This window comes from Hydrogenophaga sp. FG152, from assembly GCF_057809615.1.
Window position 1 is genome coordinate 140,057 of record NZ_JBMDKH010000006.1, and the last position, 13,317, is coordinate 153,373.

Genomic DNA, 13,317 nt, shown 5'->3' on the forward strand with positions numbered 1-13,317 from the left:
GCCCGGGCTTTTCCCGGGTGCTCGCACCTTGCTCAGAAAAGCAGCCCGATCCGGCTGCTTTTTTTTCGCCCCTGTATATTCGCCGCAGTGAACCAGCCCACCCCCGCCATCGTCACCCAGTCGGCCGTGCGCCGTCTGCCGCGGCTCGCGCTCATCCTGTTCTGCGTGGCCTATGTGCTGCCCGGTTTCCTCGGCCGCGAGCCCTGGAAGAACGCCGACGTGTCCGCGTTTGGCGTGATGCTGGAAATGGCCGCGGGCCACAGCGGCTGGTGGAGTCCCCAGGTGCTGGGTCTGGCGGTGGAAGAAGCCGGTCCCTTGCCCTATTGGCTGGGGGCTGCCTTCATCCGGCTGCTGCCCTTCGTCTCACCCGATTTCGCGGTCCGCATCCCGTTTGCCTTGCTGCTGGCACTCACGCTGGTCTGCACCTGGTACACGGTGTACCACCTGGCACGCCAACCCGCCGCGCAACCGGTGGCCTTCGCCTTCGGTGGCGAAGCACAACCCACCGACTACGCGCGCGCCCTGGCCGATGCAGGCCTGCTGGCACTCATGGCCTGCCTCGGCCTGGCCCAGCTCTCGCACGAAACCACGCCCGACCTGGCCCGCCTGGCCTGGGTGTCGCTGCTGCTCTTCGCGGCGTCGCGGCTCGCGCACGCGGGCAGCCGTCGGCCGCTGCGCAGCGTGTTCGCCTGGGGCGTCGCGGTGCTCGGGCTGGTCTTCAGCGGCGCGCCCTGGATCGCGGTGCTGCTGGCCAGTGGACTGCTCCTGATTCTGTGGCTCTCCCGCCGCACGCCCCCCTCATCCGTTCCGCAGACCGACTGGTTGCTGGAGGCACCGGTCTCCGGGCGCGACCCGTTGCTGTCGGCGGCGCTGTCGCTGGTGGTGGTGTTCGCTGTGGCGATCTACCTCGGTCAAGTGCCCGCCCCTGCCCTGCAAACGCCTTGGGCTGAAGTGCAGTGGCGCAGCTGGGGCAAGCTGCTGGTGTGGTTCACCTGGCCCGCCTGGCCGCTGGTGCTCTGGACCCTGTGGCGCTGGCGCCACCAGTTGCTGCGGCCCCATGTGGCGCTGCCCTTGTGGGCGGCGCTGGTGAGCGTTGCGGACAGCGCGCTGTCGGACGAACGGGATCGCGCCCTGCTGCTGGGCCTGCCCGCGCTGGCTTCGCTGGCAGCCTTCGCCCTGCCCACCCTGCGCCGCAGCGTGGCCGCGCTGGTGGACTGGTTCACGCTGGTGTTCTTCTCGGGCTGTGCGCTGGTGATCTGGGTGATCTGGCTTGCCATGCAGACCGGCGTTCCCGCCAAGCCCGCCGCCAACGTCGCCCGCCTGGCGCCCGGGTTCGTGCCCGAGTTCTCCTTCCTGCTTTTCGCCGCCGGTGCGATCGCGACGGCCGCCTGGCTCTGGCTCGTGGCCTGGCGCGTCGGCCGGCACCGCCAGGCGCTGTGGAAGAGCCTGGTGCTGCCCGCGGCCGGCAGCACATTGTGCTGGCTGCTGTTGATGACGCTCTGGCTGCCTCTGCTGGATTTCGGCCGCAGCTACGGCCCGATCTCGCGGAGCATCGCGCGCCTGGTCTCGCCCCAGAGTTGTGTGCTGGTCGATGGCTTGAGCCAGGCGCAGATCGCGGCCTTGCAGTACCACGGCCGCCTGGAATTGGTGCGCACCGGTGCCTCGGATGAAAACCGGTGCCGCAGCCTGGTGGTGGATCCCGAGAACCAACGCTCGCTGGACCAGCGTGTCGACCTCACGCAATGGGCTTTCAAGGCCACGGTGCGTCGGCTGACCGACAACAAGGAAAGCCTGCTGGTCTACCAGCGCGTCAGCCGCTGACGCGCTCGCGCACCCGCGACGGGGGCAAGGCAATGGCGAAAGTCGAGCCTTCGCCCAGGACACTCTGCACCTCGATGTGGCCGCCATGGCGCTGCGCCACGTGCTTGACGATGGCCAGCCCCAGACCGGTGCCACCGGTTTCCCTCGAACGGCTGCGGTCCACGCGGTAGAAGCGCTCGGTCAGGCGCGGCAGGTGTTCTGCGGCCACGCCCGGCCCCGTGTCGTTGACGAAGAACTCCACCCAACCGTCTGCACGCCGCCGCCAGCCCGAGCGGATGCGCCCGCCGCCCGGCGTGTAGCGCACCGCATTGCTCATCAGATTCGACATCGCGCTCAGCAACTCCGTGCGGGCACCGGAGACCCAGAGATCGGGACCATCCACCGGCTCGATGTCGTGCGGCGTGGCGGCAATCGCTTGCGTCAGCCCACGCGCCTCGGCCACCACGTGGTTCAGCAGTTCGTCGGCATCGATCCACTCGCCCGGCCCGGGTGCGGGACTGCCTTCCAGCCGGGAGAGGGTCAGCAAATCGCTCACCAGGGTCTGCATGCGGTGCGCCTGCTGGCTCATGAGATCGAGGTAACGCGTGCGGTCGGCCTCTTCCAGCGGGATGCTCTGCATGGTCTCCACGAAGCCGCTCAGCACCGTGAGCGGCGTGCGGATCTCGTGCGACACGTTCGCCACGAAGTCGCGCCGCATCGTCTCGGCCAGCTGCACGGCGGTCACATCGCGCGTGATCATCAGCTTGCGCTTCTTGCCATAGGGGTGGATCTGCAGCGAAATCTTGGTGGGCTGCGATGGCCGTGGGCCGGGCCCGTCGATCTGGATCTCGTGGCCGAAATCGCCCCCCGCCAGGTAAGCGGTGAAGGCCGGGTTGCGCACCAGATTCCTCACGTACTGCCCGAGATCGCGCTGGGGGTCGAAGCCGAGGTGGTTGGCGGCGGTGAGGTTGGACCACTCGATGCGCCCGGAGGAATCGAGCAGCACCACGCCATTGGGCGAAGCCTGGATGGCGGCCAGGAAATCCTCCAGGCGCGCGTCGCTGCTTTGCGCCTTTTTCTCCAGCTTCTTGATGACCTTGCGGCAGCGCTCCACGAGCTCGCCCCATGCGCCGCTGAGATTGGGGGCCCGGGTCGCCTCGCCCTTGTTGAGCCAACGCAGCACGCGCCGTGCCCTCAGGCCATCCACGAAAGACCACACCAGGGCGCCCACGAGGCCGCCTGCGAAGGTGATGCCGGGCGACTCATGGGCCCAGCCCCAGACCGCTCCCAGGGCGACCAGGAGCAGCAATTCGATGGCACGACGGGTCATGCGGCCGGGATCGGTGCGCCTTGAGCCGGTTTTCCGGTGTGATTCATCGCCGTGAGGCGGTAGCCCGCGCCGCGCACCGTTTCCACCATGCCGGACGCTTCACCCAATGACTCTCTCAATCGCTTGACGTGCACGTCCACGGTACGCTCCTCGATGAACACATGGTCTCCCCAGACCTTGTCGAGCAGCGTACCACGGGTGTGCACCCGCTCGGCGTGTTTCATCAGGTAGTGCAACAGCTTGAATTCCGTCGGCCCGACCTTGAGCTCCACTCCGCGGAAGGTCACGCGGTAGGTGGCGGCATCCAGCGCCAGCTCACCCACCTGCACCGAGTCGTTCACGATCTCCGGCGCCCGGCGGCGCAGCACGGCGCGGATGCGCGCGAGCAGCTCCTGGGTGGAGAAGGGTTTGGTGATGTAGTCATCGGCACCGGCATCCAGGCCCTGCACCTTGTCGCTCTCGTCGCTGCGCGCGGTGAGCATGAGGATGGGCACGGTCTTGGTGCGTTCGCTCTTGCGCCATTGGCGCGCCAGCACGGCACCGCTTTCGCCAGGCAGCATCCAGTCGAGCAGGATCACGTCGGGCAGCACCGCATCCACCTCGCGCTGGGCAGCGGCGCCATCGAACACCACGGTGGGCGCGAACCCGTTGTGGCGCAGGTTGACCGCGATCAGTTCGGCGATGGAGGGTTCGTCCTCGACCACGAGAACGCGTGGCAGCTTTCTCATCCGACCACCGACTCCACGGCCGACATGGGCACGTGCCGCACGTCTTCACCCTTGACGATGAAGATGATCTGTTCCGCGATGTTCTTGGCATGGTCGCCCACACGCTCGATCGACTTGGCCAGGAACAGCAGGTCCAGGCTGGGCGAGATGGTGCGGGGGTCTTCCATCATGTAGGTGATGAGCTTGCGCAGGAAGCCGTTGTACTCGTGGTCGATCGCGTCGTCGCCCTTGATGATGGCCACGGCCATGGCGGTGTCGAGGCGCGCGAACGAATCGAGCGACTTGCGCAGCAGCGCGGCGGCCAGGTCGGCGGCCATGCGCAGCTCCGAGCTCGGCAGGTTGCGCGGCGAGCCATTCTGGATGATGGACTTGACCATGCGGGCGATGCGGGCCACCTCGTCACCCGCGCGTTCCAGGTTCTGCGTGGTGCGGGAAATGGCCATCAGGAAACGCAGGTCGCGGGCGGTGGGCTGGCGACGGCCGATGGTGGAGATGATCTCGTGATCGATCTGCACTTCCATCTGGTTGATGCGGTTTTCGTTCTCCATCACCTGCTCGGCCGATTCCAGGCTCATATGGATCAGCGCATAGACCGCCTGGTGCAGCTGGGACTCGACCAGGCCGCCCATTTCGAGCACGTGCGTGGAAATGGAGTTCAGCTCGGCGTCGAACTGGCTGGAGATGTGTTTGTCGGTCATGTAGGGCCTCCTTGGGTCGCTGAATGAGCGGGCTCAGCCGAAACGGCCCGTGATGTAGTCTTCCGTCTCGGTCTTGTTCGGCTTGAAGAAGATCTGCTCGGTCGAACCGAATTCGATCAGCTCGCCCAGGTACATGTAGGCGGTGTAGTCGCTGCAGCGGGCCGCCTGCTGCATGTTGTGCGTGACGATGGCGATGGTGTAGTCCTGCTTGAGCTCGTGCACCAATTCTTCCACCTTGCCGGTGGAGATCGGATCCAGCGCGGACGTGGGTTCGTCCAGCAGCAGCACCGAGGGCTTCACGGCCACGCTGCGCGCGATGCACAGGCGTTGCTGCTGGCCGCCGGAGAGCGACAGGCCGCTCTGGTTCAACTTGTCCTTGACCTCGTTCCAAAGGGCCGCCTTGGACAGCGCCCATTCCACCCGATCGTCCATCTCGCCGCGGCTGAGATCTTCGTACAGCTTCACGCCGAAGGCGATGTTGTCGTAGATCGACATCGGGAAGGGTGTGGGCTTCTGGAACACCATGCCGATGCGCGCGCGCAGCAGGTTGATGTCCTGCTTGGCGTCCAGGATGTTCTGGCCGTAGAAGTTGATTTCGCCCTCGGCGCGCTGGCCGGGGTACAGGCTGTACATGCGGTTGAGCGTGCGCAGCAGCGTGGACTTGCCGCAACCCGAGGGGCCGATGAAGGCGGTGACCTTGCGCTCCTCGATGTTCATGTTGACGTTCTTCAGGCCCTGGAATTTGCCGTAGAAGAAGTTCAGGTTGCGCAGCTCCAGCGCATTCTTGGCGGTGGCCGTGGCGGCCGTGGCAGTGGCGGTGTTGGGCATGGTCGGTTCCGTGTCGGGTGTTCGGTTGTGCGGGGACGGGGCTCAGCCCGCCTTCTTTTCGCGCAGGAAGACCCGCGCCACGATGTTGAGGGCCAGCACCGAAAGGGTGATCAGCAACGCGCCCCCCCAGGCCAGTCGAATCCAGTTGTCGTAAGGGCTCAGGGCGAACTGGAAGATCACCACGGGCAGATTGGCCATGGGCGCCCCCATGTCGGTGCTGAAGAACTGGTTGTTCAGGGCGGTGAACAGCAGCGGCGCGGTTTCGCCGCTGATGCGGGCCACGGCCAGCAACAAACCGGTCATCACGCCGCTCTTGGCCGCGCGCAGCGTCACCAGCGTGGCCACTTTCCAGCGCGGTGCGCCCAGGGCGAAAGCGGCTTCGCGCAGACTGCCTGGCACCAGGCGCAGCATGTTCTCGGTGGTGCGAACCACCACAGGCACTGCGATCAGCGACAGGGCCAGGCTGCCGGCCCAGCCGGAGAAATTGCCCAGCGTGGCCACGGCGATGGCGTACACGAACAGGCCCAGCACGATGGAAGGGGCCGACAGCATGATGTCGGTCACGAAACGCGTGAGCTCGGCGGTCTTGCTGGTATCGCCGTACTCGGCCAGGTACACGCCGGCAAAGATGCCGATGGGCGTGGAGACCAGCACCGAGAAGCCCACCATCATCAGGCTGCCGACAATGGCGTTGGCCAGGCCGCCGCCGTCCGTGCCCGGCGCCGGCGTGGACTGGGTGAACATGTTCCAGTCCAGCGCGGACAGGCCGTTGCTGAACAGCACGCTGAGGATCCAGAGCAGCACGAACAGGCCCAGCACCATGGCGCCCATGGACAAGGTCAGGCCGATGGCGTTGGCGCGCTGGCGGCGCTTGTAGAGGCGGTGGTTGAATTCCATGGTGGGGTGTCTCAGAGACCTTTGGCCTTTTCAGCGCGCAGCAGCATGATCTTGGCAGCCGACAGCACGATGAAGGTGATGACGAAGAGCAGGAAACCGAGGGCGAACAGGGTGGAGAGGTGGAAGTCGGCCGCTTCACCGAACTCGTTGGCCAGCGTCGAGGCGATCGAGGTGCCGGGCGAGAACAGCGAAGTCGGCAGGCGGTTGGCGTTGCCGATCACGAAGGTCACGGCCATGGTCTCCCCCAGCGCGCGGCCCAGGCCCAGCATGATTCCGCCGATCACGCCTTTTTGCGTGTAGGGCAGCACCACGCGGCGCACCACCTCCCAGGTCGTGCAACCGAGGCCATAGGCCGATTCACGCAGGATGGGCGGCACGATCTCGAACACGTCGCGCATCACGGCGGCAATGAAGGGCAGCACCATGAAGGCCAGCACGATGCCGGCGGCCAGGATGCCGATGCCGTTGGTGGCACCACCGAACAAGGGCCCGATCAGCGGCATCGAGCCCAGCAGACCTTGCATGCCCGGCTGTACGTAGTCAGCGAACAGGGGAGCGAAAACGAACAGACCGAACATGCCGTAGATGATGGACGGCACGGCTGCCAGCAGCTCAACGGCCGTGCCCAGGGGGCGGCGCAGCCAGACGGGACAATTTTCGGTCAGGAAAAGCGCGATGCCGAAGGCCAGGGGAACGGCAATCAGCAAGGCGATGCCGGCGCTGGCCAGCGTGCCCACGATGGCGATCGCGGCGCCGAACTCCTCGTTGACGACGTCCCATTCGACACGCCAGACGAAACCCAGGCCGAACTTCTGGAAAGCCGGCCAGGCATTGACAAACAGGGAAATGATGATGCCCATCAGGGCCACCAGCACCAGCAGCGAGAAGCCCTGGGTGACCCGGTGAAAGAAGATGTCTTCGATGCGTTGCCGTTTGGCAATCGACACCATGCTGGGATTGCCGGACGCTACCGGCGCAGATTTCGAACTCATGGTTGTTCCCACGCTCATGTTGACTCCGTATTGTGATCCTGAGAGCAACGGGATCCGCCGGCCAGCCCTTTCCAGCCGGCGGATGTCATCGGACAAGTCGGTTGCTGATTACTTCTGGATCTGCGACCAGACCTTGGAACGGATCTCGTTCGTCAGGCTGTCGGGCAGGGCCACATAGTCCAGATCGGCGGCCATCTGCTTGCCGCTCTTGAAGGACCAGTCGAAGAACTTCAGCACTTCGGCGGACTGGGCCTTGTCGGTCGGCTGCTTGTACATCAGGATGAACGAGGCGGTGCTGATGGGCCAGCTGTCGGCGCCCTTGGCATCGACCATGGACACGCCCATGCCCGGCACGCTGAACCAGTTCACGCCAGCAGCCGCGGCGGCGAACGACTTGTCGTCCGGGCTCACGTACTTGCCGTCCTTGTTCTGCAGTTGCAGGAAAGGCATGTTGTTCTTCTTGGTGTACGCGTATTCCACGTAGCCCAGCGAGCCCTTCACGCGGCTCACGTTGGCGGCCACGCCTTCGTTGCCCTTGCCGCCGACGGAGGAAGCGGCCGGCCATTTCACGGCAGCGCCCTTGCCCACCTTGTCGGCCCAGTCCTTGCTCACGGTGGACAGGTAGTCGGTGAAGTTGAAGGTGGTGCCCGAGCCGTCCGAGCGGTGGATGACGGTGATGGCCTGGTCAGGCAGCGCCTTGCCAGGGTTCAGGGCGGCCAACTTGGGGTCGTTCCACTTGGTGATGGTGCCCAGGAACATGTCGGCCAGCACGGGGCCGGTCACGCGCAGTTCGCCCGGCTTGAAGCCTTCGAGGTTGATCACGGGCACCGTGCCACCAATGATGGCTGGGAATTGCACCATGCCGTCTTTGTCGAGGTCTTCACCGGAGACAGGGGCATCGGTAGCACCAAAGGCCACAGTTTTGGCCTTGATCTGGCGGATGCCACCCGAAGAACCGATGGACTGGTAGTTCAGGCCAACGTTGGTTTCCTTCTTGTAGGCCTCAGCCCACTTGCCATAGATCGGGTAGGGGAAAGAAGCGCCTGCGCCGGTGATGTCGGCGGCCAGTGCGGAACCCATGCCAGCGGTCGCCATGGCGGCTGCGGCCACGGTCTTGAGGAAAATTCGTTTGTTGATCATGAAGTGACTCCTAGCGGTTGGGGATTCAGAACAAGGAGGACTTTAGGCAGGCAATATGACATCCATGTGACATCGAACGCTTGTCACACAACAGGCGATCGACCGTGAGTCCCCCGACAGGCGGCGCTTCACGGCCATGCGTCACAATCCGGGCTTTCCCGCTCAATCCAGCCCCTGGGGCCACCCCTCGGCCCCGCGCCGTCGTCTCGCATGCAAAACGGAACCCTCCTCGCCGCCATCGACCTCGGCTCCAACAGTTTCCGGCTGGAGATCGGCCGTTACCACTCGGGCCATATCGAGCGCATCGAATACCTGAAGGAAACCGTGCGCCAGGGCACCGGGCTGGACGAGGAAAAGAACCTCAGCCAGGCCGCCATGGAGCGAGGCTGGGAGTGCCTGGCGCGGTTCGCCGAGCGGCTGCACGGCTTCAAGAAACAGCAAGTCCGGGCCGTGGCCACACAGACCCTGCGCGAAGCGAAGAACCGCGACGAGTTCCTGCGCAACGCCCAGGCCATCCTGGGGTTCTCGATCGATGTGGTGTCGGGCCATGAAGAAGCCCGCCTGATCTACCAGGGTGTGTCCCGCCTGCTGCCCCACTCGGACGAAAAGCGGCTGGTGGTGGACATTGGCGGGCGCTCGACCGAGATGATCCTGGGCCAGGGCTACACGGCGCGCGCGATGGAGTCGTACCGCCTGGGCAGCGTGGCCTGGTCCACGCGCTACTTTCCGCGCGGCCAGTTCACCGCATCGGCCTTCAAGACCGCCGAAGTGGCGGCCAAGGCCGTGATCGACGAGGCGCTGGACAAATTTCCGCCGCCCGAGTGGACCATCGCCTACGGCTCCTCGGGCACCGTGGGGGCGGTCGCCGACATGCTGGCGGCCAATGGCTGGGCCTCCGGCGTGGTCACGCGCGCCGGACTGGACTGGCTGACCGAGCGGATGATCAAGGCGGGCAGCGCGGACCAGTTGCGCCTGGAAGGCCTGAAGGACGACCGCCGCCCGGTGATCGGAGGGGGTGTGAGCGTGCTGCGCGCCATCTTCGACCTCTTCGGCATCGAGCAGATGGTGCCGGCCCAGGGCGCGCTTCGCCACGGTGCGCTCTACGACCTGATCGATCGCGACACCGACGGTGGCGACGTGCGCGAGCGCACCGTGCGCTGGCTGGCCCACCGTTTCTCGGCCGACGACGCGCAGGCCCAACGGGTCAGCGAGGTCAGCACCGCCCTCTTCGCCCAGATCGCGGCGCTCGACGCGCAGAACGAGCGCTACTCGCAGAAACTGGCGTGGGCGGCGCGCCTGCACGAGATCGGCACGCACATCTCGCACGAACGCTCCCACCACCACGGCGCGTACATCCTGGACAACATGGATGCCCCGGGCTTTTCCCTGCCCGAACTGCACCGCATGAGCCAGCTGGTGATGGGCCAACGCGGCAAGCTGCGCAAGCTCGAAGACGCCCTGATGGACGAGCTGTTCGCCAAGCAGCTCATGGCGCTGCGCCTGGCCGTGCTGCTCTGCCACGCCCGCCAGATGCCGGAGTACCAGTCGGTCAAGCTGAGCTACAAGCCGCGCGCCTTCAAGCTCTCGACCAACCCGGGATGGGCCAAACGCTATCCGCAGTCGGCCTGGCTGCTGGGTGAAGAAGTGGTGGCCTGGCAGAAGTCGGCCTGGAAGTTCACGGCGGACATCCGGTAGCGCCCACACCGTCACACAGCTGTCACGGTTCCGAGGTAGACGGAAAACGGTATATACGGTTTATACTCCGGCCCCTTTTGTCATCCCCGGAGTGCATTCATGGCCAGTCAGAGCAACAAAACCAGCCCCAAGAAACCCAAGCTGGTGCGCGACAGCTTCACCATCCCCAAGACCGAGTTCGCCGCCATCGACCAGCTCAAGACCCGCGCGATCGCACTGGGCACCAGCGTCAAGAAGAGCGAACTGCTGCGCGCTGGTTTGATGGTGTTGCAGGGCCTGAATGACGCGGCGTACAAGGTGGCACTCGCCGCCGTGCCCACGCTCAAGACGGGCCGTCCGACGGTGACCGGCAAGCCGACGGCCACCAAGCCCGTGGCAAAACCCACCGCCAGGAAGGCCGCGAAACCCGCAGCCAAGGCGATTGCCAAGCCGGCCGCACCCGCGACCCAAGCTGCGGCCAAGGTGGCATCCCCTGCCGCCAAGCCCGTGGCCAAGAAGGCAAGCGCAAAAAAATCGGCACCCGCACCCAAGGCCGCCGCCAAGCGCCCGGTGGTCCGCCGCGCGGCACCCGCCAAAAAAGCCGCCTGATCAGATCAGCTCGGGCGTCTGCACCGTGACCACCACGGTCTGGCCCACGCCATCGCGCTCGCGGTGGCGCAGCCACCACACGGCGCCCTTCTTCACCGAACAGTCCTCTTCGGTCAGGCCCAGCAGGCGGGCCACCACGCGCCCCAGCGTGGGCTGATGGCCCACCACCACCACCGGTGATTTGCCGTAGGGCCATTGCACCAGTTCCAGCAAGGCCAGCGGGTCGCCGTCGGGCGAGAGGTCGTCGCGCAGCTTGTACTTGCGCCCCAGCGCCAGCACCGTCTCTTCACAGCGAACGGCCGGGCTGCTCCAGATGCGGGCGCCCTCGGGCAGTTGCCGATCCAGCCAGGCGGCCATGCGGGTGGCCTGTTTTTCGCCGCGCGGGGTCAGGCGCCGCGCCAGATCCTGGGAATCACCGGGCCGCCCGGTCAATGGCTCGGGGTGGTCGTGCGCCTCGGCATGCCGCCACAGAATCAGGTCCATGGTCCGGTTTTCCATGTCGTCAGCCTTTGCTGCCATACAAGGCCATCAGGCTGGCCTGCGCCGAATGCAAGGTGATGCGGCCCCGGCCGTTGCCATTGGCCCCGGCCGGCACGTAATTTCCGTCCGGCCGCAGCAGCCAGGCGTCCTTGGTGTCGTGCAGGTAGGCCTGCAGGCACTCGTCGATGATGCGATGGCGCAGCGCGCTGTCGGTCACAGGCCATGCGAGCTCGATGCGCCGCAGCATGTTGCGGTTCATCCAGTCGGCGCTGGAAAGCCAGAGTTCCTCCACCTCGCCAGTGCGGAAGTAGAACACCCGGGAGTGCTCCAGCAGGCGCCCGATCACCGAGCGCACGTGCACGTTGTCGGTAAAGCCCGGCACCTGCGCAGGCAGGATGCAGGCGCCGCGCACGATCAGGTCGATCTTCACGCCCTGCTGAGAGGCCACGGCCAGCGCGCGCGCCATCGGCTCGTCAGTGAGGGCGTTCATCTTCAGGACGATGCGAGCGTCCAGCCCGGCCTTGGCGGCGGCACCCGCGGCCTCCACCTTGTCGAGCATGGCCTTGTGAAGATGGAACGGCGCGATCAGGGCCTTGTTGAGCTTGGGCAGGCGGTTCTGGCTCGCCAGGTGCAGAAAGATCTGCTCCAGGTCGGCGGTGAGCGCGTCATCGGCCGTGAGGTAGCTCAGGTCGGTGTAGAGACGTGCCGTGCCGGGGTTGTAGTTGCCGGTGGACAGGTGGGCGTAGCGGCGCAGGCCCGTGGCCTCGCGGCGCGTCACCAGCAGCATCTTGGCGTGCGTCTTGAGTCCCACCACGCCATAGACCACCTGGGCGCCCACCGACTCCAGCCGCTCGGCGTAGTTGATGTTGGCCTCTTCGTCGAAGCGCGCCTTGAGCTCCACCACCGCCGTGACTTCCTTGCCACGGCGCACGGCTTCGCGCAGCAGGTTCATCAGCTCCGACTTGGCGCCCGTGCGGTAGATGGTCTGCTTGATGGCCAGCACGTCGGGGTCTTCCACCGCTTCGCGCAGGAAGCCCAGCACCGCATCGAAACTCTCGAAGGGCTGGTGGATGAGCACGTCGCCCTGCCGCAGGCGCTCGAAGTACGACTGCCCGGGTGTGAGCTGGGCCGGCCAGCCCGCGCTGTAGCTCTCGAAGCGCAGCGCGGGTGCTTCGACCTGGTCGATCAGCTGGTTCAGACGCACGAGGTTGACCGGGCCGGGCACGCGGTACAGCGCCCGCTCGGTCAGCGCGAACTGCTCCAGCAGGAAGTTGGAGAGGTGGACCGAGCAGCCGGCCGAGACCTCCAGCCGCAGGGCCTGGCCATAGTGGCGCTGCTGCAGGCCCTTGCGCAAGGCGGTGCGCAGGTTCTTCACCTCTTCCTCGTCCACCGCCAGATCGGAATGGCGGGTGACACGGAACTGGGAAAACTCGGTGACCTGGCGCCCCGGAAACAGGTCGTTCAGGTGCGAACGGATCAGGCTGGAGATGGAGACGAAGTGCGTCTGTTTGGAGCCCTTGACCGGTGGCATGCGGAAGAAGCGCGGCAGGATGCGCGGCACCTTCACGATGGCGATCTCGTTCTCTCGGCCGAAAGCGTCCCTGCCCGTGAGGCGCACGATGAAGTTGAGCGACTTGTTCGCCACCTGCGGGAACGGGTGGGCCGGGTCCAGACCCACCGGCATCAGCAGCGGCTGCACTTCCTTGATGAAGAACTCCTTGACCCAGCGGCGCTGGCGCGGATTGCGCTCGCCGTGCGAGATGAGCTTGATGCCCTTCTTCTCCAGCAGCGGCAGCAACTCGTCGTTGTAGATGGCGTATTGCTGGGCGACCAGCGAATGCACCTTGTCCGAGAGCTGTTCGTAGGACAGCGAGGTGAACGGGCCGCGCTGTTCGTTGGCCCGGGCAGCGGTCAGGTGGGGCGCCACGCGGACCTCGAAGAACTCGTCCAGGTTGCTGGAGACGATGCTCAGGTAGCGCAGGCGCTCCAGCAACGGCACGTCGGCCCGGCGCGCCCAGTCCATCACGCGTTCGTTGAAGGCGAGGATGCTGTGATCGCGATCGAGGAGGGGTAGCTTCTGATGCAGGGTGTTGCCGCTCATGGATGCCGCTGGAATCGAAGGGTTCGCCCGCTGCCCGCCG

At 65.9% G+C, this 13,317-nt stretch carries 12 protein-coding genes; 3 read left to right on the plus strand and 9 right to left on the minus strand.

Annotated features, from left to right (window positions below):
• The first annotated feature begins 87 nt into the window (after positions 1 to 87).
• Complete coding sequence (locus tag ACODTB_RS09375) at positions 88 to 1,821, plus strand: ArnT family glycosyltransferase (RefSeq protein ID WP_488929261.1); 1,734 nt, start codon at positions 88 to 90, stop codon at positions 1,819 to 1,821.
• Here ACODTB_RS09375 and phoR read toward each other — a convergent pair.
• The 7 genes from phoR to pstS form a co-directional block, all read right to left on the minus strand.
• A complete protein-coding gene (gene phoR, locus ACODTB_RS09380; RefSeq protein ID WP_291121917.1) occupies positions 1,811 to 3,130 on the minus strand; it encodes a phosphate regulon sensor histidine kinase PhoR in 1,320 nt (439 codons plus the stop codon). The two genes, ACODTB_RS09375 and phoR, sit on opposite strands and share 11 nt — an antisense overlap.
• Positions 3,127 to 3,858: a phosphate regulon transcriptional regulator PhoB gene (gene phoB / locus ACODTB_RS09385; protein ID WP_488929262.1), complete on the minus strand. Its 732-nt coding sequence runs from the start codon at positions 3,856 to 3,858 to the stop codon at positions 3,127 to 3,129. The genes phoR and phoB overlap by 4 nt, the downstream gene beginning before the upstream one ends.
• Positions 3,855 to 4,556 (minus strand): phosphate signaling complex protein PhoU, encoded by a 702-nt coding sequence (phoU, locus tag ACODTB_RS09390; RefSeq protein WP_382157403.1) that lies wholly within the window; start codon positions 4,554 to 4,556, stop codon positions 3,855 to 3,857. Before phoU ends, phoB begins: the two co-directional genes overlap by 4 nt.
• Before the next feature lie 33 nt (positions 4,557 to 4,589).
• A complete protein-coding gene (pstB, locus tag ACODTB_RS09395; protein ID WP_488929263.1) occupies positions 4,590 to 5,384 on the minus strand; it encodes a phosphate ABC transporter ATP-binding protein PstB in 795 nt (264 codons plus the stop codon).
• Positions 5,385 to 5,426: 42 nt separating this feature from the next.
• Entirely contained in the window at positions 5,427 to 6,281 is an 855-nt protein-coding gene (pstA, locus tag ACODTB_RS09400) for a phosphate ABC transporter permease PstA (protein ID WP_488929264.1), read from the minus strand.
• 11 nt (positions 6,282 to 6,292) lie between these two features.
• On the minus strand, positions 6,293 to 7,273 hold the full coding sequence (gene pstC, locus ACODTB_RS09405) for a phosphate ABC transporter permease subunit PstC (protein WP_291112945.1): 981 nt from the start codon (positions 7,271 to 7,273) through the stop codon (positions 6,293 to 6,295).
• A gap of 108 nt (positions 7,274 to 7,381) precedes the next feature.
• On the minus strand, positions 7,382 to 8,413 hold the full coding sequence (gene pstS, locus ACODTB_RS09410) for a phosphate ABC transporter substrate-binding protein PstS (protein WP_291112943.1): 1,032 nt from the start codon (positions 8,411 to 8,413) through the stop codon (positions 7,382 to 7,384).
• Positions 8,414 to 8,623: 210 nt separating this feature from the next.
• On the opposite strand from pstS, the gene ppx reads away from it, so the two are divergent.
• Both ppx and ACODTB_RS09420 read left to right on the plus strand, forming a co-directional pair.
• Complete coding sequence (ppx, locus tag ACODTB_RS09415) at positions 8,624 to 10,108, plus strand: exopolyphosphatase (protein ID WP_291112941.1); 1,485 nt, start codon at positions 8,624 to 8,626, stop codon at positions 10,106 to 10,108.
• 99 nt (positions 10,109 to 10,207) lie between these two features.
• Positions 10,208 to 10,696, plus strand: a complete 489-nt coding sequence (locus ACODTB_RS09420) for a hypothetical protein (protein WP_366832992.1) — start codon at positions 10,208 to 10,210, stop codon at positions 10,694 to 10,696.
• Here ACODTB_RS09420 and ACODTB_RS09425 read toward each other — a convergent pair whose 3' ends face one another.
• Positions 10,697 to 11,179, minus strand: coding sequence for a SixA phosphatase family protein (locus ACODTB_RS09425; RefSeq protein ID WP_291112939.1), 483 nt, complete (start codon positions 11,177 to 11,179; stop codon positions 10,697 to 10,699).
• A 19-nt stretch (positions 11,180 to 11,198) separates the two neighbouring features.
• Positions 11,199 to 13,277 carry a polyphosphate kinase 1 gene (gene ppk1, locus ACODTB_RS09430; RefSeq protein WP_291112937.1) on the minus strand — a complete coding sequence of 693 codons (2,079 nt, stop codon included), beginning with the start codon at positions 13,275 to 13,277 and terminating at the stop codon, positions 11,199 to 11,201.
• Between the last annotated feature and the right edge of the window lie 40 nt (positions 13,278 to 13,317).